This is a genomic window from Pedobacter steynii, from assembly GCF_001721645.1.
Classification (GTDB): Bacteria; Bacteroidota; Bacteroidia; order Sphingobacteriales; family Sphingobacteriaceae; genus Pedobacter; species Pedobacter steynii_A.
Genome location: NZ_CP017141.1, coordinates 5,654,927 through 5,679,451, shown reverse-complemented (window position 1 = coordinate 5,679,451; position 24,525 = coordinate 5,654,927). Strand labels below are relative to the sequence as shown.

General features: G+C 41.9%; 27 protein-coding genes. 19 read left to right on the top strand and 8 right to left on the bottom strand.

The genetic code is table 11. The features are described from left to right. The first annotated feature begins 34 nt into the window (after window positions 1-34). Both BFS30_RS23500 and BFS30_RS23495 read left to right on the top strand, forming a co-directional pair. Entirely contained in the window at window positions 35-895 is an 861-nt protein-coding gene (locus BFS30_RS23500; RefSeq protein ID WP_069381529.1) for an SDR family oxidoreductase, read from the top strand. Between the two features lie 114 nt (window positions 896-1,009). Beyond that, window positions 1,010-1,867: an HD domain-containing protein gene (locus BFS30_RS23495; protein ID WP_069381528.1), complete on the top strand. Its 858-nt coding sequence runs from the start codon at window positions 1,010-1,012 to the stop codon at window positions 1,865-1,867. Here BFS30_RS23495 and BFS30_RS23490 read toward each other — a convergent pair. From BFS30_RS23490 to BFS30_RS23475, 4 genes are all read right to left on the bottom strand, one after another. Beyond that, window positions 1,860-2,612, bottom strand: a complete 753-nt coding sequence (locus tag BFS30_RS23490) for a hypothetical protein (protein WP_069381527.1) — start codon at window positions 2,610-2,612, stop codon at window positions 1,860-1,862. The genes BFS30_RS23495 and BFS30_RS23490 overlap by 8 nt on opposite strands. Before the next feature lie 177 nt (window positions 2,613-2,789). Then, the gene (locus tag BFS30_RS23485; RefSeq protein ID WP_069381526.1) at window positions 2,790-3,179 is read right to left on the bottom strand and encodes a DUF2784 domain-containing protein; all 390 of its coding nucleotides are present in this window, start codon (window positions 3,177-3,179) and stop codon (window positions 2,790-2,792) included. Further along, window positions 3,180-5,753: an ABC transporter permease gene (locus tag BFS30_RS23480; RefSeq protein WP_069381525.1), complete on the bottom strand. Its 2,574-nt coding sequence runs from the start codon at window positions 5,751-5,753 to the stop codon at window positions 3,180-3,182. After that, window positions 5,746-6,435 carry an ABC transporter ATP-binding protein gene (locus BFS30_RS23475; protein ID WP_069381524.1) on the bottom strand — a complete coding sequence of 230 codons (690 nt, stop codon included), beginning with the start codon at window positions 6,433-6,435 and terminating at the stop codon, window positions 5,746-5,748. The genes BFS30_RS23480 and BFS30_RS23475 overlap by 8 nt, the downstream gene beginning before the upstream one ends. A 104-nt stretch (window positions 6,436-6,539) precedes the next feature. Here BFS30_RS23475 and BFS30_RS23470 point away from each other — a divergent pair, with 104 nt between their 5' ends. Together BFS30_RS23470 and BFS30_RS23465 are read left to right on the top strand one after the other, a co-directional pair. Further along, window positions 6,540-7,244, top strand: a complete 705-nt coding sequence (locus tag BFS30_RS23470; protein WP_069381523.1) for an arylesterase — start codon at window positions 6,540-6,542, stop codon at window positions 7,242-7,244. A gap of 27 nt (window positions 7,245-7,271) precedes the next feature. Continuing rightward, the gene (locus BFS30_RS23465; protein WP_069381522.1) at window positions 7,272-8,096 is read left to right on the top strand and encodes an ion transporter; all 825 of its coding nucleotides are present in this window, start codon (window positions 7,272-7,274) and stop codon (window positions 8,094-8,096) included. Between the two features lie 15 nt (window positions 8,097-8,111). On the opposite strand, the gene BFS30_RS23460 is transcribed toward BFS30_RS23465, so the two are convergent. Beyond that, window positions 8,112-8,798, bottom strand: coding sequence for a substrate-binding periplasmic protein (locus tag BFS30_RS23460; RefSeq protein ID WP_069381521.1), 687 nt, complete (start codon window positions 8,796-8,798; stop codon window positions 8,112-8,114). A gap of 203 nt (window positions 8,799-9,001) precedes the next feature. Between BFS30_RS23460 and BFS30_RS23455 the strand changes: the two genes are divergently transcribed. The 3 genes from BFS30_RS23455 to BFS30_RS23445 are packed head-to-tail and all read left to right on the top strand — an operon-like array spanning window position 9,002 to window position 10,229. Then, window positions 9,002-9,454, top strand: coding sequence for an SRPBCC family protein (locus BFS30_RS23455; protein ID WP_069381520.1), 453 nt, complete (start codon window positions 9,002-9,004; stop codon window positions 9,452-9,454). Next, window positions 9,435-9,758, top strand: a complete 324-nt coding sequence (locus BFS30_RS23450) for an ArsR/SmtB family transcription factor (protein WP_069381519.1) — start codon at window positions 9,435-9,437, stop codon at window positions 9,756-9,758. The genes BFS30_RS23455 and BFS30_RS23450 overlap by 20 nt, the downstream gene beginning before the upstream one ends. Window positions 9,759-9,770: 12 nt before the next feature. Further along, window positions 9,771-10,229 (top strand): SRPBCC family protein, encoded by a 459-nt coding sequence (locus tag BFS30_RS23445; protein ID WP_069381518.1) that lies wholly within the window; start codon window positions 9,771-9,773, stop codon window positions 10,227-10,229. Between the two features lie 50 nt (window positions 10,230-10,279). On the opposite strand, the gene BFS30_RS23440 is transcribed toward BFS30_RS23445, so the two are convergent. Beyond that, entirely contained in the window at window positions 10,280-10,855 is a 576-nt protein-coding gene (locus BFS30_RS23440) for a hypothetical protein (protein WP_069382629.1), read from the bottom strand. A 385-nt stretch (window positions 10,856-11,240) separates the two neighbouring features. On the opposite strand from BFS30_RS23440, the gene BFS30_RS23435 reads away from it, so the two are divergent. The 6 genes from BFS30_RS23435 to BFS30_RS27595 all read left to right on the top strand — a co-directional run bounded on the left by BFS30_RS23435 (window position 11,241) and on the right by BFS30_RS27595 (window position 16,601). Continuing rightward, window positions 11,241-12,440 carry a DUF418 domain-containing protein gene (locus BFS30_RS23435; protein ID WP_069381517.1) on the top strand — a complete coding sequence of 400 codons (1,200 nt, stop codon included), beginning with the start codon at window positions 11,241-11,243 and terminating at the stop codon, window positions 12,438-12,440. A gap of 257 nt (window positions 12,441-12,697) precedes the next feature. Then, complete coding sequence (locus BFS30_RS23430) at window positions 12,698-13,285, top strand: GrpB family protein (protein ID WP_069381516.1); 588 nt, start codon at window positions 12,698-12,700, stop codon at window positions 13,283-13,285. A gap of 11 nt (window positions 13,286-13,296) precedes the next feature. Beyond that, window positions 13,297-14,253: a helix-turn-helix domain-containing protein gene (locus BFS30_RS23425; protein ID WP_069381515.1), complete on the top strand. Its 957-nt coding sequence runs from the start codon at window positions 13,297-13,299 to the stop codon at window positions 14,251-14,253. A gap of 93 nt (window positions 14,254-14,346) precedes the next feature. Then, complete coding sequence (locus BFS30_RS23420) at window positions 14,347-15,384, top strand: NAD(P)/FAD-dependent oxidoreductase (RefSeq protein WP_069381514.1); 1,038 nt, start codon at window positions 14,347-14,349, stop codon at window positions 15,382-15,384. A gap of 5 nt (window positions 15,385-15,389) precedes the next feature. Beyond that, entirely contained in the window at window positions 15,390-15,890 is a 501-nt protein-coding gene (locus BFS30_RS23415) for a DUF2938 domain-containing protein (RefSeq protein WP_069381513.1), read from the top strand. Window positions 15,891-15,971: 81 nt separating this feature from the next. Then, window positions 15,972-16,601, top strand: coding sequence for a hypothetical protein (locus BFS30_RS27595; RefSeq protein ID WP_083252209.1), 630 nt, complete (start codon window positions 15,972-15,974; stop codon window positions 16,599-16,601). 132 nt (window positions 16,602-16,733) lie between these two features. On the opposite strand, the gene BFS30_RS23405 is transcribed toward BFS30_RS27595, so the two are convergent. Continuing rightward, entirely contained in the window at window positions 16,734-17,954 is a 1,221-nt protein-coding gene (locus BFS30_RS23405) for an erythromycin esterase family protein (protein WP_167353190.1), read from the bottom strand. A 93-nt stretch (window positions 17,955-18,047) separates the two neighbouring features. Then, window positions 18,048-18,257 carry a hypothetical protein gene (locus BFS30_RS23400; protein WP_069381511.1) on the bottom strand — a complete coding sequence of 70 codons (210 nt, stop codon included), beginning with the start codon at window positions 18,255-18,257 and terminating at the stop codon, window positions 18,048-18,050. Window positions 18,258-18,566: 309 nt separating this feature from the next. Between BFS30_RS23400 and BFS30_RS23395 the strand changes: the two genes are divergently transcribed. Genes BFS30_RS23395 through moaA form a run of 6 tightly spaced genes read left to right on the top strand, consistent with a single transcriptional unit; the run spans window position 18,567 to window position 24,522 of the window. Further along, entirely contained in the window at window positions 18,567-19,040 is a 474-nt protein-coding gene (locus BFS30_RS23395; protein WP_069381510.1) for a (2Fe-2S)-binding protein, read from the top strand. Further along, window positions 19,037-19,651 (top strand): hypothetical protein, encoded by a 615-nt coding sequence (locus BFS30_RS23390; RefSeq protein WP_069381509.1) that lies wholly within the window; start codon window positions 19,037-19,039, stop codon window positions 19,649-19,651. The genes BFS30_RS23395 and BFS30_RS23390 overlap by 4 nt, the downstream gene beginning before the upstream one ends. Before the next feature lie 17 nt (window positions 19,652-19,668). Further along, window positions 19,669-21,825, top strand: a complete 2,157-nt coding sequence (locus BFS30_RS23385; RefSeq protein WP_069381508.1) for a molybdopterin cofactor-binding domain-containing protein — start codon at window positions 19,669-19,671, stop codon at window positions 21,823-21,825. Window positions 21,826-21,839: 14 nt separating this feature from the next. After that, a complete protein-coding gene (locus BFS30_RS23380) occupies window positions 21,840-22,958 on the top strand; it encodes an XdhC family protein (protein WP_069381507.1) in 1,119 nt (372 codons plus the stop codon). Continuing rightward, a complete protein-coding gene (locus BFS30_RS23375; RefSeq protein ID WP_069381506.1) occupies window positions 22,955-23,545 on the top strand; it encodes a nucleotidyltransferase family protein in 591 nt (196 codons plus the stop codon). The genes BFS30_RS23380 and BFS30_RS23375 overlap by 4 nt, the downstream gene beginning before the upstream one ends. After that, window positions 23,542-24,522 carry a GTP 3',8-cyclase MoaA gene (gene moaA, locus BFS30_RS23370; protein WP_069381505.1) on the top strand — a complete coding sequence of 327 codons (981 nt, stop codon included), beginning with the start codon at window positions 23,542-23,544 and terminating at the stop codon, window positions 24,520-24,522. Before BFS30_RS23375 ends, moaA begins: the two co-directional genes overlap by 4 nt. Window positions 24,523-24,525 lie beyond the last annotated feature (3 nt).

The window sequence follows — 24,525 nt, the reverse complement described above, 5'->3', positions numbered from 1 at the left end:
TGCTATTGGTTTAAAGACAGGAAAATATATAACGATGAAAAAAGAAAAAGAAAAGAGCATTCGCCCGAAGCAACACCAGCAACAGCAGCCTGGATTGGAAACACTCATGAAGCCTGCGCCGGAATATGAACCCGATACCAGGAAATTGAAACTGGCAGGAAAAGTAGCCCTCATTACCGGAGGAGACAGCGGGATCGGGCGTGCAGTGGCTCTTGCATTTGCACAGGAAGGTGCTGATGTCCTGATCAGCTACCTGAATGAACACGAAGATGCTGCAATAACTCAGGCAGCACTGGAGCAGCTGGGTCGAAAATGTGTGGCCATTGCCGGGGATATTTCTGATGAAAAGCATTGCAAAAAGCTGGTTAGCCAGGCCATTAAAGAATTCGGGCAGCTGGACATTCTGGTGAACAATGCTGCAGTTCAGTATCCTCAGAATGATCTGGAAAAGATCACTGCTTCACAACTGGAGAAAACCTTCCGGACTAATGTGTTTTCTCATTTTTACCTGAGTAAAGCGGCTTTGAAACACCTCAAGGCAGGTAGTAGCATTATTTGCACCACTTCTGTAACGGCCTATCGTGGCAGTGACCATCTGATTGATTACGCCGCTACTAAAAGCGCAATAGTGGGTTTTATCAGGTCTTTGTCTACTTCCCTTGCGGCAAAAAAAATCAGGGTCAATGGTGTCGCACCCGGCCCCGTCTGGACGCCACTTATTCCGGCGTCATTCCGCCCTGCCCATGTGGCCACTTTCGGATCAGATGTTCCTTTAAAAAGAGCAGGAGAGCCAAAAGAAATTGCCCCGTGTTATGTGTTTCTGGCCTCAGAGGATGCGAGTTATATGACCGGACAGATTTTGCATCCAAATGGCGGTGAGGTTATTAACGGATAAATCTATTATTGTTAGCATATTTTGTTTTTTAATACTAAAATAATTAGTAATATTGTGTCTCAGTTTACCCTGTTGCATTAAACGGAGGATCAGGAATTAATTAAATTTAAAAATATGGTAAGAGTAAGTGATTTGCTTTATGGAAATGTAGAACTGCCTGCAGTTTTTGAAGATTTATTGGCCAGCGCCACAATGAAAAGACTTGCGGGAATCCATCAGAGTGGTGCCATATTTTTAGTGAATCCTGATTTAAGTCATTCCCGCCTGGAGCACTCCATTGGTGTGATGTTACTGATCAGACGGCTTGGTGGTACAGAGCTGGAACAGATCGCCGGCTTAATACACGACGCTTCCCATACCGCGTTTTCTCATGTAGGGGATTATGTGTTTCAAAACAGAGAAGAGAATTACCATGAGGAAATGTTTGCAGAGATACTGATGAGTTCTGATATTCCTGAAATTCTGGTTAAACATGGCTACCACCTGGATCAGATTCTGGACGGATCGTTTCCTATTCTGGAACAGCCATTGCCCCATTTATGTGCAGATCGTTTGGATTATACATTGAGAGATGCTTTACATGCCGGTTTGATCAACAGGCCGGCCGCTAAACTGTTCCTGGAACACATTCGTCTGGATGAAGGTAAGCTGGTGGTAACCGATGTGGACCAGGTCAACTGGATTAATGAGCTTTTTGAACGCTTAAATAACGAAGTGTTTAATCACCCTTTACACCTTTATGCCAATCAGCAGATGGCAGTACTGATCCGTGATTTTCTGAAAAATGGATTTCTGAACGAATCAGACCTGTTTAAAGACGATACCTTCCTGCTGAATAAAATCAGGAGCATCGCTTTAGGTTATGAAGCCGTGAAGTCAATTAAACTTCAGAAAGGTTACTCTGCTTTCTTAAAAAAGGGATCCGGATTAAAAACGAAACTCCGCAACCTGAAAGCCATATTGTCTATTTAGCTTGTTTTTTCTTTCCGCCAAGGTTAACTACTGCACCTACAGTAAAAATGGAGTTGCCTGCATTCATGAATTTCCGGCTCTTTAAGCCAAAATTACCACTGGTGGTATATTGGAGCTGAACAGCATCACTTAGGCGCATCCTGGTAAAGAAAATAGGTTCTATGAACATATTGTCTTCCTTTGGCTGGCCGATATTGTTACTCAGGAAGGTGTCCATTTTCAAATGACTGATCCGAAGCGCTGTTCCATAGTTTAAGGGATAGTTGTTTCCAAATAACCTGAAGTTGCTGTTTTTCTTGGAACTGTAATTCACCTGTAGGAAAGTTTTAGTATAGGTAAATTCCTCTGCGATATTGCTGGTCAGAACATTATTGTCGTCATATTCCCTGAAATTACGATCGGTGCTGCCACCCCCATAACCTACGTATATTTCGATAATCCGATTGTTGTCCGGACCAAAAGTGTCAAAATAACCCCCTCCGATCTCTACAGACTTATTGCGATAATCTTTCCTGGTCCTTTCCTTGTTCATATAAGCACCACTAAACAATACCCCAAGATGATTCGAAACGGCATACGCTCCATTGAGACTGAAATTCCCTCTGGGAGTGATGTGCCCCCCTCCGCTAAACTCCCCTTTTTGACTTAACATTGGTGTATTTGGTACATTTGGCATGTACACAGAAGAACAAGAGCTGAATACAATCAGCACTAAAAAGAATGGGTATATCAGTTGTTTATTCATAAATGCAGATTCATTAACAAAACACTATTCAAACGTGATTTCTGATGCTAAATTTTCTAAACATAGGAATTTAGATACAAAAAATGCGGTTTAAATGTACTTTGATTCTAGCCATTAAACTCCGGAACGTGATAATCAGGTTTTATAAAAACCAGAGTAACAGTTGGATTGCCGGCTTTAGTTAGACTTCGTTCTTAGCTTTGAGCTCCTCCTGAAAAAATTCAGATAAACAGAGATGAGTATGGATAAGAGGAAAGATCCGGCGGTAATCCCATCAATCAGCGTTGAATTAACTGAGGTCCCGGTAAGTTTATCCGCATAATATTTAACAAATGAATTCGGTAAATTCTGTTCCCCTAACTGCTCTTTTACCTGCCATTGCCAGTCTGTAACCGGACAATAACCGATTCCATACCAGATCCCCAGAATCAGCCAGCAGCCAAGGGTAACTGCGACACCATACAAATGAAGCTTTCTGATAGCCGGAAAAGCCCATGCAAACAGATTAAAGCCGATAATCAGCAGGTGAATTAAAGTGTATAGAAAATCCAGAACAGTTAAATTCATCTATGCTTCCTTTCTTAATATTTCCAGTGGAGGATGATTGAGTACGCTCCTGCTGCTATAAATACCGGTAATCATCACCAATACCGGAATGATGACGAAAAATGCAATTAAAGGTAAAATATCAGGGGCAAAAGTACTGTTTAAGCTAAACGCCGCTACCGCCCAGCTGGCAGCAAGTGCCAGGATAATCCCGGCTGCAGTAGCCAGTACGCCTAAAAATAAGTATTCCAATGCGGTAATGGTCAGTACTTGTTTCCGGTTCGCACCAAGTGTTCTTAGTAAAACGCTTTCTCTCAGGCGTTGCCCTTTGCTGCTCATTACCGCAGACAACAAGACTATCCATCCGGTAGCCATACTGAATCCCGCCATGAAACGTATGACGAAATTAATCTTATTTAACAGATCATTAAGTACTTGCAGAACTAAACCTAAATTAATTATTGAGACGTTGGGAAAGCTTCTGACTACTGCTCCCTGAAAATCAGCGGAGGCTTTGTCTGTCGGAACATGAGTCATCAGTACATAAAACTGAGGAGCTTGTTCCAATGCGCCTGTTGGAAATACTACCCGAAAATTAGGTTGTATGGTATTCCAGTCTACGGTCCTCAGGCTACCGATTTCGGTAGGTAACAACAATCCCTGTACATTGAAAACAATTTTGTCCCCTACTTTTACATGGATTCTTTCTGCATAGTTCTTTTCCAGGGAAATCTTAACGGTTTCTCCGGGAGGAGTTATACCGGTCCATTTTCCTTCTTCCAGCTCTTCTGTAGGCCTCAAAGCAGATTGATAAGTTGCCCTGATTTCACCTTTGAAGGCCCGGGAGACCGGTCTGCTGTTTTTATTGTCCAGGCTGTCGGCCTGATCCATCTGCGCAGCTGTTTTTCCGTTGATCTCCTCAATTCTCATCGTTACAATAGGCACCTGTCCCATAACAGGTAAATTGTGCTGTCTGGTTAGGTTCGCAATCTGTTCCTTCTGACTGGTTTGAATGTCAAACAACACCATATTAGACTGTGATGAATCCGAAGAAAGAGAAACTTTATTCAATAAAACTCCCTGAACGAGATAAAGTGTTACAATAAACACGGTAGATAAGCCAATGGAAACGGTCAGCATTAAAGTCTGGTTATTCGGACGGTGCAGGTTTGCAAAGCCCTGTCTCCATAAATAGCTCATAGAATCCGGAATGGACTTTTTCAAAATCAGCATCAGTAGTTTGGAAAGCCCGACAAGCAAAAGAAAGGCAATCAGAATTCCCGCCATAAATAACACGGCTTCCAGCCATCCATCCATTTGCAGGTAAGTGAATCCATATACAAAAAGGATAATGATCAGGTAAACCAGCCATTTCAGTGGATCCCGTTTCGGGATAGCCGATTCAAAAGATGCCCTGATGGCATTTAAGGGCGAAATGTTCCTTACCGAAAGTAATGATGGAAGCGCAAATAAAATGGAGATGATCAATCCGATGGCCAATCCCTGCGCAATTGCCATCCAGGAAATTTGCATGCTGATGTCGATAGGGATAAAATCCTGCAATACCGCCGGTAAGGCAAACTGAACCAGTGTACCTAGAATTGCTCCGGCGACAGCCCCGATCAGCCCGATAACGGCGATCTGGATCAGATAGATCAGAAAAGCCTCTCCTGCATTCAGTCCAAGGCACCTGAGGGTGGCAATGGTTCCCAGCTTTTCCTTAATATAAACATGAATTGCACTTCCTACCCCAACACAACCAAGTAAAAGGGCGATGAAACCGGATAAGGCCAGAAATTTATTCAGATTCCCAAAAGCTCTTCCGGTGCTTGCTTTTTTGCTGGCCACGGTTTCATGGTCCAGGCCTTCGTTATCTAAAATCCGTTGATGTCGTTTAAGGTCCCGCTCTACTGATGATACACGGTCATATTTGTAAAAATAACGGTATTGAATCCGGCTGCCAATCTGGTCCAATCCGGTTTGTTTGAGGTATTGTAAGGGAATATAAACCACTGGTGCCACCGTACTGGTGATCCCGCTTTGTCCGGGAATACTTTCCAGGCTTCCGGCGATTTTAAAATGAACTGAGCCGATTTTGATAGAGTCACCAGCTACCGCATTAAACTGTAACATCAGTGTTTTATCTACCAATGCATTCCTGCCGGACTTAAAATTCCCTGCGGCCTGAACAGGTTTAGTTTCTATAGTGCCATAAAAAGGATAGTTGCCTTCCAGTGCCCTCACCTGAATTAAGCGGCTTCCATTGCCCTTAAGGAAGTAAATCATAGAAGCAAAACTTCTTTCCCTGGATTGCTGTTGCCCCAGGGTGTCCAGCAGGGCTGTGACCGTTGCTTTAGGCTCCCTCCGACTTTCAATTACTAAATCTGCTCCGGTCAGTTCTTTTGCCTGATTGTCGATATCCTTCTGAAGGTTGTCTCTGAATGAATAAACGGCTACCAGTGCCGCTATTCCCAATACAATGGAAGAGATAAAAAGAAACAATCTGGACCTGTTTTTACGACTGTCTCTCCAGGCCATTTTTAGTAGCCAGGCATAATTTACGGGTCTTTTGATGTTAAATTTCTGATCAGGCATGGCTCAATTCTAAATCCGAAATGATCAGTCCGCCTTTTAATTTAATCATCCGGTTGGTTTTAGCCGCAAGGTCCAGGTCATGGGTTACAATAACCAGTGTTGTTCCGGCTTCCTGATTCAGGTCAAACATTAATTTTATCACCTTATCGCTGGTTTCAGCATCCAGATTACCCGTGGGCTCATCAGCAAACAGGATATCTGGTTTATTGGAAAATGCCCTTGCCAGAGATACCCTCTGTTGTTCTCCTCCCGAAAGTTGCACCGGGTAGTGTCCGGAGCGATCTGCCAGGCCAACTTTGTCCAATAATTCAAGGGCATGGCTTTTAATATTCTTCTCTCCCCGCAGTTCCAATGGAACCATCACATTTTCCAAGGCCGTTAAGGTGGGCAAGAGCTGGAAATTCTGGAAGATAAATCCTACGTATTTGTTTCTGACAGCTGCCCTCTGGTCTTCAGTTAAATGATCCAGTGCCACCTGGTTTAATTCCACACTTCCTGAACTCGAACGGTCCAATCCGGCACAAAGACCTAATAAGGTGGTTTTTCCACTTCCTGAAGGACCGGTAATGGAAACAGTAGAACCTCTTTGAATAGAAAAACTAATGTTGTCCAATACCGTAAGCTGATGTCCGGCATTTTGGTAAATCTTACTTACATTCCGAATGTTAAGGATGTTTTCCACAGGCGTAGTTCTTTAGGGTCAGGTAATTATTTTATGCCTTAATATCTGCTAAATATACAAGCTATCGGCAATATTGACTATATTCAGACCCTTATTAAGCACATATGTTACGTCATTATTTTGTAAGTTCTATCGTATTAACGACGCTGTTTTCCCTTGCTTCCTTAATGTCTTCCTGTAGCGGCGGACAAGGAAATGCGGATCAGGAAAAGGAAAAAGCAGATTCAGTGAAAGCCACAGGAAAAAAAGCTGATGATGGAGTAAAGAAAATCTTGTTTTTTGGAACCAGCCTTACTGCTGGTTATGGTCTGGACATTACAGAAGCTTTTCCGGCCCTGATCCAACATAAAATCGATTCTCTGAAATTGCCTTATAAAGTGGTAAATGCCGGACTGAGCGGGGAAACCTCAGCGGCGGGAAAAACCAGGATCGATTGGTTGCTGAACCAGCCCTTTGATATTATGGTGCTGGAGCTTGGGGCCAATGATGGGCTTCGGGGACTTCCGCTTTCTCAAACAAAAGAAAATCTTCAGGAAATCACTGATAAAGTGAAAAAGAAATATCCGAAAGTGAGGTTTGTACTTGCAGGAATGCAGATGCCGCCTAGTATGGGGGCTGATTATGCACAGGAATTCAAATCCATTTTTCCGGAATTGGCGAAGAAAAACAATATGGTATTGATCCCCTTCCTGCTTCAGGGTGTGGGTGGTGTGCCTAAACTGAATCAGAAAGATGGAATTCATCCGACTGTAGCAGGACAGAAAATCCTGGCAGAAAATGTATGGGCACGGCTAAAAGGGCTTTTATAAAAAATGATCACATTAGGGTAAACCATTATGAATACGGAGAACGAAAAGTATAAAGACTGGCGGGCAAAGCTCCATGAAATCATTTATGAAGCCAATACCTTTGCCGGAAAAGCTTTTGATATCGGTTTGCTGATTGCCATCTTTACCAGCATTCTGGTGGTCATGCTAGATAGTATAGACAGTTATCATCAGCGGTTCGGAACTTTATTTTCTATAATTGAATGGACATTTACAGGCTTGTTCACTATAGAATATATCTTACGGTTGGTGGTCATCAAACATCCGCTCAATTATGTTAAAAGTCCTTTGGGGATCGTGGACTTACTCGCTCTGATCCCCTCTTATTTGAGTATTATCTTTGTTGGAGGTCAGTCCTTACTAGCGCTGAGGGCTTTGAGACTGATGCGTGTTTTCAGAATTTTTAAGCTGGGAAGGTTCCTTTCAGAAATGAAATTTCTAACTGTGGCAATAAGCGGGAGCCTGCGAAAAATCAGCATATTTATGCTCACTGTACTCACTCTGGTGGTGATTCTGGGTTCTGTAATGTATCTGGTAGAAAACCGGGAAAATGGATTTTCCAGTATTCCGGAGAGTATTTACTGGGCGATTGTGACCATCACTACTGTGGGTTATGGCGACATCTCTCCTGTTACGCCGATGGGGAAATTTGTCGCTTCATTTATGATGCTGATCGGTTATGCCATTATTGCTGTACCTACCGGAATCATTACCACTGAAATGGCTGCAGCAGCAAGAAATAAGGGTTTTCACCATCAGGTTTGCCCTGGATGCGGTCGTGAAGGCCATGATCAGGATGCTAATTTCTGTAAGTATTGCGCTACCAAGCTCTAAAGCGCAGCCGTAATTTTAAAATTGTATATCGCTGAACCATTTTTCATAAATGGCATCGTAGATTCCATTTTCCCTCAGCATTTTCAGTGCTCCGTTAAACTGTTTTCTCAGTTCAAGGTCCCCTTTCTTCATGGCAATGGCATAATGGGAATCAGTATTCGGAAGAAACATGCCAATCTTTAACTTGCTGTTATTCTGTAGGAAACCTCCAGCAATTGGCGAATCGTCAATCAACATGTCAATTTTTCCGGCCTGAAGTTTTCTGTACAGCTCTTTATTCGTCTCCGCATGAAACATGTTGTTGTCAGGGAATTTGGTGTGAACATGCTTTTCAGCTTCTGTTGCCGTTCTTACTCCAATCGTTTTATTTTTGAAATCTTTTAATTCCTCCAATAAGCCGTTTGTTGGTACTACAGCGCACAGTCTGAAATGTAGATAGGGCTCTGTAAATTCGAGGATGTGTTTTCTCGAAGAAGTAACGGTTACTGCCGAACAGATCAGGTCTAACTCACCTTTAAACAACTTCTCCAGAATAGTTTGCCATAAAGAAACTTCATAGTGTATCTCAAAATCAAGGTGTTTAGCTATTTCTTTTAATAAATCTACCTCAAATCCTTCAAATTTTCCAGAATTATAGTCCGAATGCATGGGAAATGGTGCGGCAGAATCTAAACCGACTTTCAATACTTTCTTTATGGCCATATTTTTTAGGGGATTAAGTGTTTTGGCGCGGCTAATTTACGATAGTAAAAGCATTTTGTTCCTATAATGAATGTAAAGAAGCTATTTCTTAAGGGAATTTAAGCAAAATCTTTAAATGAATCGATGAAAAAATAAAATTTGAAAAAACATTTGCGTAACCCAGAAGTTACCTATATATTTGAGTAACTTCAAAGTTACTTATTATGGCAAAGATTATTAGACATCAATTTTTCTATTCTCATCCGCAGGAAACGGTTTGGGAATACCTGACTAAACCAGAGCTCATGGAACAATGGCTCATGAAGAATGATTTTCAACCCATCATAGGGCAGGACTTTCAATTCCGGACAAATCCGATACCGGGTCTGAACTTCGACGGGATCTTCTATTGCAAAGTATTGGAGATCGTTCCCTTCAGCAGACTTTCTTATTCCTGGAAGAGCGGCCCAGGCGAAGGTAAAATCACTCTTGATTCTATAGTGATATGGGAATTGAAACCAACGGATAAAGGCACAGAGGTCTTTCTGGAGCACAGCGGCTTCGCAAAAAAAGAAAACCTTGATTTTTACAATGGCCTATATACCGGCTGGCTGGAGAAATTCGATAAAATAAAAAACCTTTTAGATGCTGCAGAACATGGAACAATCAACGCTTGATGCTTTTCAGGTCATCGGAGACCCCAGCAGAAGAAAGATGCTGATGCTACTCTTAGAGGATAGCCTTACCATTAATAGCCTGGTAGAGCACTTCGAAATGAGTCGTCCGGCCGTTTCAAAGCATGTAAAAATATTACACAACGCCGGGTTTATTTCCATCCGGGACATCGGCCGGGAGCGCTATTGTATCTTGAAAAAAGATGGTTTTGAAGAGCTGCAAGCCTGGCTCTCCTACTTCGACGAATTCTGGGCTTCTAAACTGAAAAAATTGGAGGCTTTATTAAATAGCAAATTACCTAACTAAAAAACAAACAAAATGACAACACAAGATTTTAACACAACCTTTTCGGTGGATCAAACCCCGAATGCAGTATTCGATGCCATCACTAATGTACGTGGATGGTGGTCAGAAAATATTGAAGGAGGTACAGCAAAACTTCATGATGAGTTCAGCTATCAGTTCAGGGATATTCATAAGTGTACCATGAGGCTAATAGAAGTGATACCAGATAAAAAAGTCGTTTGGCTGGTTCTGGATAATTATTTCAATTTCACCGAAGATAAGACGGAATGGACCGGTACAACAATTGAGTTTGAGCTCTCAGAAAAGGAAAATCAAACCCATGTTCACTTTACACATAGAGGCCTGGTTCCGACATATGAATGTTATGATCTTTGCTTTGATAGCTGGAATCACTATATCAAGAGCAGCTTATTTAAGCTGATCACTACAGGTCAGGGCGAGCCAAATCCCAGGGAGGGTGTTAATGTGTAATCCCGGATTATCCAATAGGACTTAAAATGCACCTGGTTTCCAGGTGTATTTTAATTTTCTTCAATAATGTTGCCACTCGCTTTACTAAAAGTTAATTTCTTATTTGGGCCTCCATAAAATAAAGTAAGGCTTAGCGTTGTGTCTGTTTCGTGATTAAAGATGATGTCTTTTGCCTGACGGATCTTTACATCAGGATTGTCGTTCAGTAACTGACTGTCGTCGCATTGAAATACTTGTTTTTCAAAAACGCCCCTTTTTTCTATCACCTGCAATACGGGGTGTGCCATCACACTATAGCCGACAATCTGGGCTCTGTACCGCTGGTTCAAATTTTTATCTAACCACAATCCAAATGGCGTGGTAGAAAATATAAAGGCGAAAAATGGGATGGCCATTGGTAAAATGCTCAATATTAAAGAAAGTACAATCATTGCCAGAAGCAGCTTAGCCAATACCTTTTTCCAAAATATAACGACAATTGTAATGCTCCCGAAAAACCAGAACCAGAATAAGATCACATCGCTGTAATATCCCCTCAGGCTTATTTTATAAAAGAAATACAGACTCATATTCGCTAAAAGCAATATGGAGATCAAGATGTATATCTTCAGAATTGTATTCCTCATATCATTAACTTCCATGTGAATAGCAAACTGAACAAAAGTGTCAATATAGCTAGTATAGACACGCCGATGATAAAATCAGTATCTGGTATATAAAACTCATTAATAAATTTCTTATTCAATGTATTTGACCGGTTTTATTGCTATTGAGGATAATCCTTCAGGAACGACAAAGTGTGATTAATATTTTTTGAGACTTAAAGATATTGATAATTGTCCTGTTTTTCAGCAAATGGTGATCGTGCTTACTTTTACCGCTTAAATGCCTCAATTGGTTCCTTCAGTAACATTTTCGGTCAGTTCAGTCACAAACCTGATATCTCGGGCTGTAGGTGTAGGCTAAATTTGTTGTTTAATTCCTCATCAAATGAACTAACACGATAAAATAATGAATAATAAATCTGAACCTTTAAGTACGCATTCTACAGCTAGAATACACGAAATTGACATCATACGGGGGCTGGCTTTATGGGGTATTCTGGTGGTAAATATGGCCCTGTTTTCATTCCCGGCATTATATATGGATCAATCTGCTTTCTGGGATGGAAATCTGGATCAATGGAGTATCAAACTGATCCATTTTTTTGGCGAAGGGAAATTCATTTCTGTATTTTCTTTTCTCTTCGGACTTGGATTTACCATTTTTATGAAGGGGGCGCAGGTAAAGACAAGCCAGCCGAAAAAACTTTTTTCCCGCCGATTGTTCATTTTGCTCATCATCGGTTTAATCCATGGTTACTTTATCTGGTATGGTGATGTTCTTTTGTTCTACAGTTTTCTTGGTTTTCTCCTGATGTTTTTCTGGAATTCGAAACCACAGCGGTTGCTTAGCTGGGCTTTCTATCTGCTGATCATTCCCGTAATCTTATTTATCATTGGAGGATTGCTGTTTGAAAATGCTTTCTACGCCGAAAATGCAGATCTGGTTAATATTAAAAAAGAACTGGCACTAACTGCAATACAGCGCTATCAGAGTGGAGATTTATCTCTCATTTTTCGACAGAATCTCCAGGATTTAATGCAAACCAGATTAGGGTACCTGTCAATTGTTCCTCAGATATTTGCCATGTTCCTGTTGGGGGCATACGCCGGAGTAAGAAAAATTTTTGACAATTTAAAAGAACATGAGTCCTTTATTCGTAATGTTCAGATCGGCGCCCTGATTATCGGACTGCCAATTTGTGTAGCCAGTATCCTTTATCTCGATCAGCCAGTAACCACCTTCTCCTACAATTTCATGCAGGTTGTTGGAACGTATATCGCGGGGCCAACTTTGGGCATTTTTTACATCTGTTCTGCCCTGTTGCTATTAAGAAATGAAAACTGGAAAAAGATCCTCAAGCCATTTAGCGCATTGGGACGAATGGCCGCAACAAATTATTTGCTGCAATCCATTTTATGCCTGTTCCTATTTTCAGGGGTTGGATTCGCGCTTTATTCAAAAGTTAGTCCGACACTGACCCTATTGATGTCGCTGTTCATCATTGTGTTTCAACTCCTGATCAGTAATCTTTGGTTAAAGTACTTTAAATATGGTCCTGTCGAGTGGCTTTGGAGGTATTTAACCTACAAAAACTTCTCAAAGTAATGGTATGAATATTTATAGAAAAAACATATGTAGACTACAAATTCAAAAGCAATGTTAAAGCAGATAGCCAGGCAGCCATGCTGCTCGCCAGATTTGGATCTCCCAGGTTATCCGGATGATCAAAATTCTGAATCATTATCTTTTAGATGCGAACTGGACTCCAGGGAAACGCTGATAAAGATTTTTTATACTTGCAGTTTCTGAACCAAATTATTTATACTTAGCCGACGCATTTAACCAACACATAAAGCAATCAGATGAAAATTACATTTGAACCCTATAGGCCCTCATGGAAACAGGCCTTCAATGAAATTGAAACAGAACTCAAAAAAGAGATTGGTTTTCTGAAACCTCAGATCGAACATATTGGCAGTACATCAGTGGAGGGTTTATCGGCTAAGCCCATAATTGATATTTTGGTTGGCCTGCATCATAATGAAGAGCTGGATGTCATTCCCCCATTGCTGATGGATAAGGATTATATCTATTATGAGAACTACAATATAGATATGCCTTATCGGAGATTTTTTGTGAAGCTAAAAGGCTCCCCGAAAAGCTTATCATTACCCATTCATATCAAACCTGAAGACATCATTCCTGAGGAGTTACATGACCACACACTCCGTTTAGCGCATATCCATGTATTGCCATTGGATTCAGCGCACTGGCTACGTCACATTGCCTTCCGTGACTATCTTCGTGTGCATCCTCAGGTCAAAGCGGAATACCAGCTGTTGAAAGAAAAATTAAGCACACGGGAATGGAAAGATGGCAACGAATACAACGACGCAAAAGATGCCTTCCTGAAACGAGAAGAGCAAAAAGCAGTAAAATGGTATAAATAAAATTCTACAATATGAGCCCTTCTTCTAAAATCAAGGAAATAAACGATGTGCAGGAATTTAAGGAGTTTTACCTCCAGGATTCCCATTATTCTTTTTGTGCAGAATGTAACCACATGGAATATTCCCATGGAAATGGATTTTTGGAGATTATTGCCCTGGAGGATTTACAGAAATTACACAGCCGGCATATCGGCCATCAGGCCCGCAGAAAATTTTATAGTATTATTCTTTTGACGGATGGAGAAGTCGAAGAAATCATAGGGCATCAAAAATATCGGTTTGGTCCACAAAGCATGTATTTTATTCCCGAAAATCAGATCCATTCCATTGAATCCTGGAGCGAAGACCTCAAAGGAATCCTTTGCATGTTTGATGCGGATTATTTTCTACTCTGTATCAAACATCAGATTAAACTTAACCAATTCCCATTCTTTCAGCTGGATAAAGTACCGTTTATAGATCTAAATGATCGGGAAACGCAGATGATGGAGCACTTGTTCTGGAAACTCAACAGTGAAAAATGTCAGAAGACTACTTTTAATGATGACTTACTGGTCAGAATGTTTCTTAACATCATCCTGCTGGAAGCCGAACGGATCTATAACCGCAAGGCTGTGGAGCAACCCTTTGGCCTATCCCGAAAAGAGCAATTGGTGGCACAGTTTCAGCTTCTCGTTAACCAGCATTTTTTAGAAAAGAAACAGGTAACCGAATACGCCGGAATATTGTGCATACATCCGCATCACCTGAATGATATGGTAAAAGAAGTTACGGGTTTCTCCGCGAGCTATACCATTCAAAAACAATTGGTACAGGAAGCGAAATCACGCTTGATGCAGACCAATGCTACCGTTTCTATGATTGCTACGGAGCTTAATTTTACCGATGATTCTTACTTCGGACGTTTTTTTAAGAAATTCACCGGGCTAACTCCCCTGCAATATCGGAGAAAGCATAAGCATCAATAACAAATCATCTGTGATTTGTACCAGTTTCCCTCCCATAAGTGTTGAGGATGCTTAGCCAATCGGGATAATTTTGTCGGATCAAATTTAAGAATTATGACAAACCCCGAACGCAAAATTCAGGCGATTACCCGAAGAAAATTCATTGTACAAAGTACCATATTATCCTCTGCCCTGTCCATTTCCGGAACTTTGATGTCTTTTACACGATTTGATCAGGAAAGTACCAATCGTACTTTTGATGTAATCATTGTTGGTGGTAGTTATTCCGGACTTTCCGCCGCTATGGCTTTAGGTCGTTCTTTAAGAAATGTACTGATCATCGACAGCGGGTTGCCCTGCAACAGGCAGACGCCGCATTCACATAATTTTATTACACAGGATGGCGAAAAACCAAAAGACATTTCTGATCTCGCTAAGAAACAGGTATTGAATTATAAAACTGTATCCTACCATCAGGATGTTGCCGTAAAGATGCAGAAGAAGTCTAGTCTGTTTGAACTCAGTACGCGGTCCGGAACGGTGTTCTTCGCAAAGAAAGTGCTGTTTGCCACGGGGTTAAAAGACATTATGCCCCCTATTCCGGGATTTGCTGAATGTTGGGGAATATCCATTTTCCATTGCCCCTATTGTCATGGTTATGAAGTTAAAGGGCACAAAACAGGTATTCTTGGGAATGGAAACCTGGCTTTTCATTACGCACAGCTGGTATCTAACCTTACCAGTCGGCTTTCCGTTTTTACAGATGGAAAAGCCTCATTCAGTCCTGATCAAAGCCAGTCGCTCGGGAAAAACAACATACCTATTGTGGAACAGCCTATAAAATCTATACTGCAGCATAATGGTCAACTGAGCGATATTATACTGCAGGATGGGACGACATATCCTCTGGATGCCCTTTATGCCAGGCCTTCCTTTGAGCAACACTGCCGAATTCCGATAGAACTGGGCTGTGAACTTACAGAACAACATTTGTTAAAATTGGATCGTCATCAACAGACTTCCGTTCCAGGAATATACGCCTGTGGCGACAATTCAGCCTTCCGCTCTATTACAACTGCGGTTTCAACCGGTTCACAAGCCGGTGCAGCCATCAATATGGCCCTGTCCACAGAAACTTTTAATTTAAAATAATACAGATGAAAACCTATTTAGAACTCCTTACTTTTTCCCTGGTCATTGGCATAGGTGCCACCTTGATTATGGATATCTATGCTTTAATGATCAAACGCTTCTTTAACATTCCTTCTTTAGATTACAGAATCCTGGGACGCTGGATCGGACATTTTAAAAATGGTATATTTTCCCATAAAAATATCTTACAGACAGTTCCGATTAATAATGAAAAGGCTATTGGATGGCTTGCGCATTACCTGATCGGTATTTCTTTTGCCTTTTTACTTTTATTGATCTGGGGTATAGAATGGGCTTATCATCCAACTTTCTGGCCTGCCATCACCGTCGGGCTTTTAACCACAATAGCACCCTGGTTTATGATGCAACCAGCATTTGGTTTTGGTATTGCAGCTTCCAAAACACCCCATCCCACCACAGCCAGAATCAGGAGTTTGAAAGCGCATGCGATCTACGGAATAGGCTTGTATATAGCTGCATTATTGTTGAGTATTGTGCTTTCATAGCCTAAATTTTTTTTTACATTATTCAAAACGATCATAAAAAATAATAGCTTTATAAGCTATAACAACAAGAAACAATAATGTATGAAACAAATTGAACCTTATACAAACGTTGACGAAGCAATACTTTCTTTAGATAATGGCGGCCGTTTTTACAATTTATTTTCCAGTGCAGATGACGGGATAATTACCCAGTCTGAACTAAGTAAAGTTGGAGGATTATTTAACAACAGACAAAAAACGATACTCTTCTTCGAAGTGGCTATTTCAAATCTGGATTCAGCGGCTAAAGTAGAGGTTCTTTCGAAATTTGATCGTAGTTTAGAATCCAGTTATCACAAGTATAAGGCTCAGGAATTGCTGGCCTCTGAAGCAAATGGTATTGGAATTGTTTCTTCAAATGCCATTATAACCGGAATTCCTAAAATGATTGAATCCAAGTCAGATTTTAAGGGCTATATATTGATACCGATGCTGGCTGGCAAGGTGACAACTTTTATTCCCGTTCCCATCATCGACCGTTACGATGTGTACGAGATAAGAGATGAAAAGTCTTCCGATACTTTTTTGATTGCCCATGCTAAGGGTTCAGAGAAATTACCTGAACGTAAAATTAAAGTAGCAGGCGTTTTAAAGGAATTGAAGTCGAAAAAAGATGAAGATAAAGGATCCAAAAAGTTTCTTGAGGTGAACTACTTTTTGAATCTACCTTAGTCCTGTTCATAGCTTTCCGCTTCGGTCTGAGGAAGTATTTCTATGATTCCGGTGTCCGGTCATTGATGCTGACACCCGCCTGGAATAAGTCCTCAGATCCTTTTAACACAGACAGGGCAAGAACCGATATGCTTAATTAAATGCGCTGCTTGTTTTGTCGAAATATATAATCAGATCGAAATTTTTTGAGATCGATAGCTTTGTATTTGCCGGAATGCTTAGCGCCCCAATCATTCTCATGTCAAGTGGTTGGGTTAAGAAACGATCTAATATCGGATCCTTTAGGGCAGCGTCAACTTCAATTATAAAATTCCTGAACCTGCATTGTTTGAAATAAAACTCGTATCCATTTTTTGAATTGACCTCAGGATAATAATAAGGCTGAAATCCCAGCATTGGCTTATTTCTGGCCACATAGACATTTACATAAGCTTTACCATGGTTGAAGTCGGTAGCCATGACAAAATACTTTGAACCATACTTTCTGTCAAGATAAGTGCCTGTTGCGGGGACGTTAAAGATCTCAGATTTAGCCACATGGCCATTGTGTGCCATTAGAATGAGCTTTTGATCTTTAGCCTTTTCTTTTAACCAGATTACATTATTAGCCATATCGTGATCTCTAACGCGCTTTGTTGTTTCATGATAATAACCATATACAATTTGGCTTAACAATTCCGTGTAATGCTTGTCAAGGTCGGAGCCCTCTATTTTTTGAAGTTTAGTTAAAACCGCTTTCATCGCTTTAATTTCTGCCTTATCTATCTTATTGAATGGTTTGAGCGCAACTTTTTCCAACAAGGTTTTGTCAGCCTGGTCCAAGGATCGATTTACCTCAATTATCTTTTTAATCACGTTGGGAAAACCCCGGGCTTCGATACCGTAAACATGAACTTTATCTGAATCGGGTTGGTTTAGGTTATATTTTCTCAACCATTCGATCATTAATCGATTGGTAGAAATCACAGGCGTTCCATATATAAATACCAGGCTATCTGTCTTGCCACTGATGTAATTGTCTATATTTTCCATTGCGATATAATCACTTTCAAAGGCGATGGCTTTATAACCAAGATTGGTGACTAAGAACCTGACCAAACGATCTTTGTATTTAAAAACTTCAGCGGTCCCGTGGCTGACTTCGCCTATGGCAATCAACTCCTTATCTTTTAGCGTTTCTTTTAAAAAGTCAATATCTGTGAAACTGCTGTCTGCTCCAAGTGTTTCAATGGGTCTGATTACTTTGTTTAAACTATTGACTACCGCTAAGTTGCTTTCCTGAGCGAACAATCGGACAGAGGTGAATGCGATAAAAGTAAAGAAGAGGAGAATGTTAATTTTAGATAAATTCATGAGAAAGATTGTTTCAGTTAAAATTAGCATTCCTCCTGCCAAAAGGATTTATTTTAACTTTCTTTAACAGAAGACCTTCCTGATATGGATAAATCATAAGATCTTTTTCAGTTCCTCAATTAGGGTCTTAGCCCCGTATAAGGCAACAATTGCAGATATAACCATAATGTGAATACCCATCCGGGTGGTAAACATTGCATCGTACCTTCTAAACCTGTTTTTTCTGGGGAACTTATAGGTAACCAACACGAAGGTGCCACCTACCAGCGACAAGAGACCGATTAAAAGAGACAAAATATTCATATAAATTTGGATAGAGGTACTTATTATGATTCAGACCTATACAAGTATAATTATTATTCAGGCAAAATGGGCCTACTGTATGGCTGCAAACTGTTACCGATCAGGAATAGAAGGATTAACCTTCAAAATTTTCGAGATAAAAACTCAAAATTGGTAGAAAAAAACAGTATTTTAATAGGAAAATAAGAATCCTGGTATTAACAATAGTTTGATTATCATAATATATTGTTTGAAAATCGTAAAAAACAAGACTTTAAGTCCAGTAACTTTGAGAGAAGACCAATCTAAACGAAACCAAACCATTAGCATATGATTAACTTAAATATCAATCAAAAATCTTATGAGGTCGATGCAGATCCGGATATGCCGCTTCTATGGGCAATTCGTGACCTTGTTGGTTTAACCGGAACCAAATATGGCTGTGGTGTTGCGCAATGCGGAGCATGTGTAGTCCACCTGAACGGAGAAGCTGTACGCTCCTGTGTAACAAAGGTTAGCCGTGCGGCAGGCCAGAAAATCGTCACCATAGAAGGGCTGTCAAAAAATAATGACCATCCCCTTCAGCTGGCATGGAATGAAGTGAGTGTGCCACAATGTGGGTATTGCCATTCAGGTCAGCTGATGTCTGCTGCGGTCTTGCTGCGGGAAAATCCAAATCCGACGGATGAAGATATTGACAGCGCTATGTCCGGAAACATTTGTCGCTGCGGCACTTATCCCCGCATTCGTAAAGCGATTCACCTGGCTGCAGAGATGCATAAAAAGGAAGGCGGCGCGAAATGAAAAGATCAATCACGATAATGGCCCTCCTGCTCTCTCTGGTTGGAGTGATGGCCTTCGGTCTGAATGCGGTAAACCAGCAACCAGGACTTACCGGTAAGCCGGTACCGAAAACTAAAAAAGATAGTGTGGCCTCTGTTAAAGCCTTTGAACAGGTTTATAAGGTGCTCATGAGTCCACGTTGTATGAACTGCCATCCTTCAGGAGATGTTCCTTTACAGGGAGACGACAGCCATTTGCATGAAATGCTTCCGAAAAGAGGTCATGATGGCAAAGGTGTTTTCGCTATGAAATGCGCGAACTGCCATCAGCCAAACAATACTGTTGGTGTGCACACCCCTCCTGGAAATCCGGACTGGCATTTACCACCGGCTAACATGAAGATGGTGTTTCAGGGCAAGACTGCTCATGAGCTGGCGAAACAACTGGTAGACCCTAAACAGAATGGCAATAAATCCATGAAACAATTGTTGGAACATGCTGATGATGGATTGGTACTGGCAGGCTGGAATCCGGGCGAAGGACGTACAACACCTCCAATGAGCCATGCAGCATTTAAAAAAGCATGGGAAACATGGATCAAAACCGGAGCCTATGCTCCTAAAAGAAAATAAACTTAAAACCCATAACTATGAGTACTAACCAAGTTTCCAGAAGAGATTTTCTCAGGGTTTCAGGTCTGGCAGGCACCGCATTGTGCTTAGGTTTCTATTTTCCTTCAAGCGCCAGAAACGCAGAAATAATAAATGCAACCGGAGCAGCAGGTTCAAATGTAGAGCTGAATGCCTGGATTCATATAGATACAGATGGCAAGGTTACTATTTTTAACCACCGTGCCGAAATGGGACAAGGCTCCTTTCAATCCGTCCCACAGATTATTGCAGAAGAACTCGAAGTTGACCTGAAAGACGTAAACATCGTTTTTGCACAGGGCAACAGGGAAAAATACGGTAATCAGATCACTGGAGGAAGCTCTACAATAAGGGGCTCCTATAAGAATTTATTGAAATTAAGTGCCACTGCAAGGGTCATGCTCATCGCTGTCGCAGCTAAGAAATGGGCCGTGAACAGTTCTGAATGTTATGCGCAGTCAGGGCATGTCTTCCATAAACCTTCCGGAAAGAAATTTCATTACGGAGAACTGGTTGTGGAGGCTTCAAAACTAGAGGCACCAAAAGAAGTGGTCCTGAAGAAAATATCAGAATATAAACTGATCCGTAAACCCCTCCTCAGACAGGATACGCCTTTAAAAACAAACGGTACCGCCATCTTCGGATTGGATAAGAAATTACCTGGTATGCAGTACGCTGTTGTAGAACGCAATCCACGTTTACGTGGTGTGGTAAAAAGCTTCGACGCCAGTGCAACCCTGAAAGTACCTGGGGTAACAAAAGTTTTTAAAGTTCGTATGGGGGTTTTCAGCACCTTCCGTGAAGGCGTCGCGATTGTCGCCAATACCACCTGGGCAGCGATGCAGGGAAAGAAGGTATTGAAAGTGGAATGGGACGATACCGGCTTTGAGCACATCAATACTGCCGATATTTACAAACGCCAACAGGAAGAGCTGCAAACCAAGGAAGGGATGTACCTGAAGAAACAGGGAGATCCGGATGATGCGCTTAAACAGGGAGCTGAAATCGTGGATGTGGTTTACCAGACGCCTTACCAATCCCATAGTTGTATGGAACCCTTAAATTGCGTGGCCCATTATCAGGGTGATAAAATAGAAATCTGGGGACCAATTCAGGCTCCGGAATGGGTGCAGGATTTCATTGGCACACAACTCGGACTGGCCCGGGACAAAGTGATTGTCAACATGACTTTCCTTGGCGGTGGATTCGGCAGAAAAGCATTTATGGATTATCCCCATGAAGCGGCCATCATCTCCAAAGAAATCGGTGCGCCGGTTCAGGTCGTATGGACAAGAGAAGACGATGCCACTCAGGGCCCTTACCGCCCGGGAATCTCTTACAGGTGTCAGGCAGCAATTCAAAATGGAGAAGTCACTGCACTAAAGTTCCGTATGGCTGGTCAGAATATTGAGTTTTGGATGAGTGGTAAAACAGATAAGGCCAACGGAAGTACCTCTGAAGGATTTCTACAACCCTATTTCGAAAGCATCAAAAACATCAGCTTTGCCGAAGTAAAATTTGAAACTCCAATTCCCATCATGTGGTGGAGATCTGTATATGCTTCTACCAATGGCTTTGCTTATGAAAGCTTTCTGGATGAAGTTGCCGTCGCAGCAGGCAAAGATCCGCTGGATCTCAGAAGGAAATACCTGCAAGAAGAACGTTGTCAGCACCTGATCGACAAAATGGAGGCAATATCAGGCTGGAAACAACGCAAGAAAAATGAGGGCTTTGGCGTTGCAATTACGGAGTGTTTCAACAGTACTGTAGGCCAGATTGTCAAGGTATCCAGAAATGCAGACGGAAAAGTTAAAATCGATCAGGTTTGGGCAGTGATGGATTGCGGGTGGTATGTGAACCCGGATATCATCAAAGCTCAGGTAGAAGGCAGCATTGTTATGGCAATTGGCGCTGCAACCATTCATGAAATCACGTTTAAAGACGGTCTGGTAGAACAAAGAAACTTTTATGATTACAAGATGCCGAGAATTACGGATATCCCGCCAATCGAGGTACACATCATGGAAAATGAAGAAAATGCAGGCGGAGTTGGTGAGCCGGGTTTACCGGCCTTTGCTCCTGCCCTGACCAATGCCATTTACGATTTAACCGGAAAAAGGATCAGGAAACTTCCTTTTGATTTAAACGCGGTATAACGATCAAGGTGCTGATGAAAGAAATTGCGGACATACTTAAAGCCCATCAAAAAGCGGTAAAAGACCATAAAAAAACAGCGCTGGCCACGGTAGTAAAGGTAGAGGGTTCCTCCTATCGACGACCCGGTGCCAGGATGCTGATTACCGAAGACGGGCAGCTTACCGGCGCCATCAGTGGAGGCTGTCTGGAAGGTGATGCCTTAAGAAAGGCGCTTTCTGCCATTGTGCAGCAGGAAAATAAACTCATTACTTATGATACCACTGATGAAGATGATGCGAAGATCGGGGTTCAGCTCGGCTGCAATGGCATTGTCCACATTCTTTTTGAACCCATAATTGATCAGGTGGTGTTTAACCCCATTGCCATCTTAAGAGCATTACAGGCTAAGCGTGAAGATGCGGTATTGGTTACACTTTTCTCATTGAATTCCAGAATACAACCCGGAACCAGTATGTTGTACAGAAAAGATGGCATCCAAGCCAATAGCTCAGCCGAACTCAGGCCGACAATTATCGAAGACATTGCTGAGGTATGGCGCAATAAAACTGCTGCTTTTACCAGTTATACGATTGCCGGGAATGAACTGGATTGTTTTTTAGAATTTGTCAGACCACCTGTTTCCCTGGTGATTGCCGGTGCAGGAAATGATGCACAACCCTTGGCAGAGGTCGCCTACCTGCTGGGATGGGAAGTCACAGTGGTAGATGGCAGGCCTACCCATGCCTCTGCAGCACGTTTTCCGAATGCCAATCAGGTCCTGGTTGCTAAGCCGGAACAAGTCCTCGGACAGGTAAATATAGATGAGCAAACCGCATTTGTGCTGATGACACATAATTACAATTACGATCTGGATCTGCTGAATCGTCTTTTAGATACCCAAACACCTTATATTGGCACCCTTGGGCCCAGGAAAAAACTAACCAGGATGCTTGAAGAGTTAAACCGGAATACAGCGGAAAACAAATCCAGGATACATGGCCCTGTTGGTCTGGATATCGGTGCAGAAACTGCCGAAGAAATCGCTATATCTATCATTGCTGAGATCAAATCTGTGTTCAGCGGTGCCTCGGCTGGTTTACTAAAAGAGAAGAAAAGTCCGATTCATGTACACGAAATAAAAGCCAATCCATGAATACCGGAATCATCATATTAGCCGCAGGGAATTCCAGCCGCCTGGGAAAACCAAAGCAACTGGTCAGCTATCAGGGAAAGACGCTCCTGGACATTGCCAGCATGGCTGCTATTGAAAGTTCCTGTAGGCCCCTCGTGGTGGTGCTTGGTGCCTATGCTTCGGAGATTTTGGAACAGCATCAACATGCCGGGATCAGCTATATCATTAACGAAAGCTGGGCAGAAGGCATGTCTTCCAGTATTTCTGCTGGATTAACCACCCTGTTGGCTCAGGATAATACTTTGCAGCAGCTGATCATTGCCGTCTCCGACCAACCCTTTATCAGTCCGGAGATTTTCGAAAACCTGATCAAAAAACAACAACATTCAGGTAAGTCAATGGTAGCCAGCAGTTATGCGCAAACCATTGGTACCCCTGCTCTTTTCCATAGAAAATATTTCGATGAACTATTATCACTCAGCGGAAATGAGGGGGCAAAACACCTGTTGAAACAATATCCGGAAGATACAGAAACCATTTCATTTGAATTGGGACACATCGATATCGATACAGAAACCGATTACAACAATTTAATTAATTACAGATGATAGCAGATTCTTTTGGACGAGTACACGATTACCTGCGGATATCACTTACTGATAACTGCAATTTCCGTTGTTTCTACTGCATGCCAGAGGAAGAGTACGACTTTAGCCCTGCCTCCAGACTAATGCAGACCGACGAAATTGTTCAGCTTGCCAGGATATTTGTGGAACAGGGGGTTAAAAAGATCAGGCTTACCGGCGGAGAGCCTTTGGTGCGTAAAGATGCTGCAGAAATTATCGCCGCCTTAGGGAAACTTCCTGTAGAGCTGGTCATTACCACCAACGGAACGCGCATTACCGAGATGCTGCCCACATTTTTGGAGGCTGGTATAAAAACAGTAAACATTAGTCTCGATACCCTGCAACCAGAGAAATTTTTACTCATCACCAGAAGGGATTTGTTTCACCAGGTCCGAAGCAATATAGAACTGTTGTTGCAGCATAAAATTACGGTAAAGATCAATATGGTGGTGATGAAAGGACTTAACGACGACGAGATCAAAGACTTTATCGACTGGACGAAACACAATCCCATCCAGATCCGTTTCATCGAGTTTATGCCATTTAGCGGAAACAAATGGACCAGCAACAAAATGTGCTCGCTGGATGAAATTCTGGCCACCATTGCCAATGACTTTACCTTCTTACCTGTCAAGGCAGAACCGCATGATACCGCCAAGAGTTTCATGATTCCCGGGCATGAAGGCTCTTTTGCCGTTATCAGCACCATGACCGCACCATTCTGTAGCACTTGCAACAGAATGCGTTTAACGGCCGATGGGAAGTTGAAAAACTGCCTCTTCAGTGATGGGGAAACAGACCTGCTTTCCGCGCTGAGAAATAAGGAAGCCGTACTTCCATTAATCCATGCTTCTATATGGAGCAAGAAAAAGGAACTCGGCGGACAACTGGGGGCTCATTTTGAACAACTCGATGCGGATGCCATTAAGAATAGAAGTATGATTACCATTGGAGGATAGATT

Coding starts and splice junctions, on each gene's coding strand:
- BFS30_RS23500 (WP_069381529.1), top strand. CDS start 35: ATGAAAAAAGAAAAAGAAAAGAGCATTCGCCCGAAGCAACACCAGCAA.
- BFS30_RS23495 (WP_069381528.1), top strand. CDS start 1,010: ATGGTAAGAGTAAGTGATTTGCTTTATGGAAATGTAGAACTGCCTGCA.
- BFS30_RS23490 (WP_069381527.1), bottom strand. CDS start 2,612: ATGAATAAACAACTGATATACCCATTCTTTTTAGTGCTGATTGTATTC.
- BFS30_RS23485 (WP_069381526.1), bottom strand. CDS start 3,179: ATGAATTTAACTGTTCTGGATTTTCTATACACTTTAATTCACCTGCTG.
- BFS30_RS23480 (WP_069381525.1), bottom strand. CDS start 5,753: ATGCCTGATCAGAAATTTAACATCAAAAGACCCGTAAATTATGCCTGG.
- BFS30_RS23470 (WP_069381523.1), top strand. CDS start 6,540: ATGTTACGTCATTATTTTGTAAGTTCTATCGTATTAACGACGCTGTTT.
- BFS30_RS23465 (WP_069381522.1), top strand. CDS start 7,272: ATGAATACGGAGAACGAAAAGTATAAAGACTGGCGGGCAAAGCTCCAT.
- BFS30_RS23460 (WP_069381521.1), bottom strand. CDS start 8,798: ATGGCCATAAAGAAAGTATTGAAAGTCGGTTTAGATTCTGCCGCACCA.
- BFS30_RS23455 (WP_069381520.1), top strand. CDS start 9,002: ATGGCAAAGATTATTAGACATCAATTTTTCTATTCTCATCCGCAGGAA.
- BFS30_RS23450 (WP_069381519.1), top strand. CDS start 9,435: ATGGAACAATCAACGCTTGATGCTTTTCAGGTCATCGGAGACCCCAGC.
- BFS30_RS23445 (WP_069381518.1), top strand. CDS start 9,771: ATGACAACACAAGATTTTAACACAACCTTTTCGGTGGATCAAACCCCG.
- BFS30_RS23440 (WP_069382629.1), bottom strand. CDS start 10,855: ATGAGGAATACAATTCTGAAGATATACATCTTGATCTCCATATTGCTT.
- BFS30_RS23435 (WP_069381517.1), top strand. CDS start 11,241: ATGAATAATAAATCTGAACCTTTAAGTACGCATTCTACAGCTAGAATA.
- BFS30_RS23430 (WP_069381516.1), top strand. CDS start 12,698: ATGAAAATTACATTTGAACCCTATAGGCCCTCATGGAAACAGGCCTTC.
- BFS30_RS23425 (WP_069381515.1), top strand. CDS start 13,297: ATGAGCCCTTCTTCTAAAATCAAGGAAATAAACGATGTGCAGGAATTT.
- BFS30_RS23420 (WP_069381514.1), top strand. CDS start 14,347: ATGACAAACCCCGAACGCAAAATTCAGGCGATTACCCGAAGAAAATTC.
- BFS30_RS23415 (WP_069381513.1), top strand. CDS start 15,390: ATGAAAACCTATTTAGAACTCCTTACTTTTTCCCTGGTCATTGGCATA.
- BFS30_RS27595 (WP_083252209.1), top strand. CDS start 15,972: ATGAAACAAATTGAACCTTATACAAACGTTGACGAAGCAATACTTTCT.
- BFS30_RS23405 (WP_167353190.1), bottom strand. CDS start 17,954: ATGAATTTATCTAAAATTAACATTCTCCTCTTCTTTACTTTTATCGCA.
- BFS30_RS23400 (WP_069381511.1), bottom strand. CDS start 18,257: ATGAATATTTTGTCTCTTTTAATCGGTCTCTTGTCGCTGGTAGGTGGC.
- BFS30_RS23395 (WP_069381510.1), top strand. CDS start 18,567: ATGATTAACTTAAATATCAATCAAAAATCTTATGAGGTCGATGCAGAT.
- BFS30_RS23390 (WP_069381509.1), top strand. CDS start 19,037: ATGAAAAGATCAATCACGATAATGGCCCTCCTGCTCTCTCTGGTTGGA.
- BFS30_RS23385 (WP_069381508.1), top strand. CDS start 19,669: ATGAGTACTAACCAAGTTTCCAGAAGAGATTTTCTCAGGGTTTCAGGT.
- BFS30_RS23380 (WP_069381507.1), top strand. CDS start 21,840: ATGAAAGAAATTGCGGACATACTTAAAGCCCATCAAAAAGCGGTAAAA.
- BFS30_RS23375 (WP_069381506.1), top strand. CDS start 22,955: ATGAATACCGGAATCATCATATTAGCCGCAGGGAATTCCAGCCGCCTG.
- moaA (WP_069381505.1), top strand. CDS start 23,542: ATGATAGCAGATTCTTTTGGACGAGTACACGATTACCTGCGGATATCA.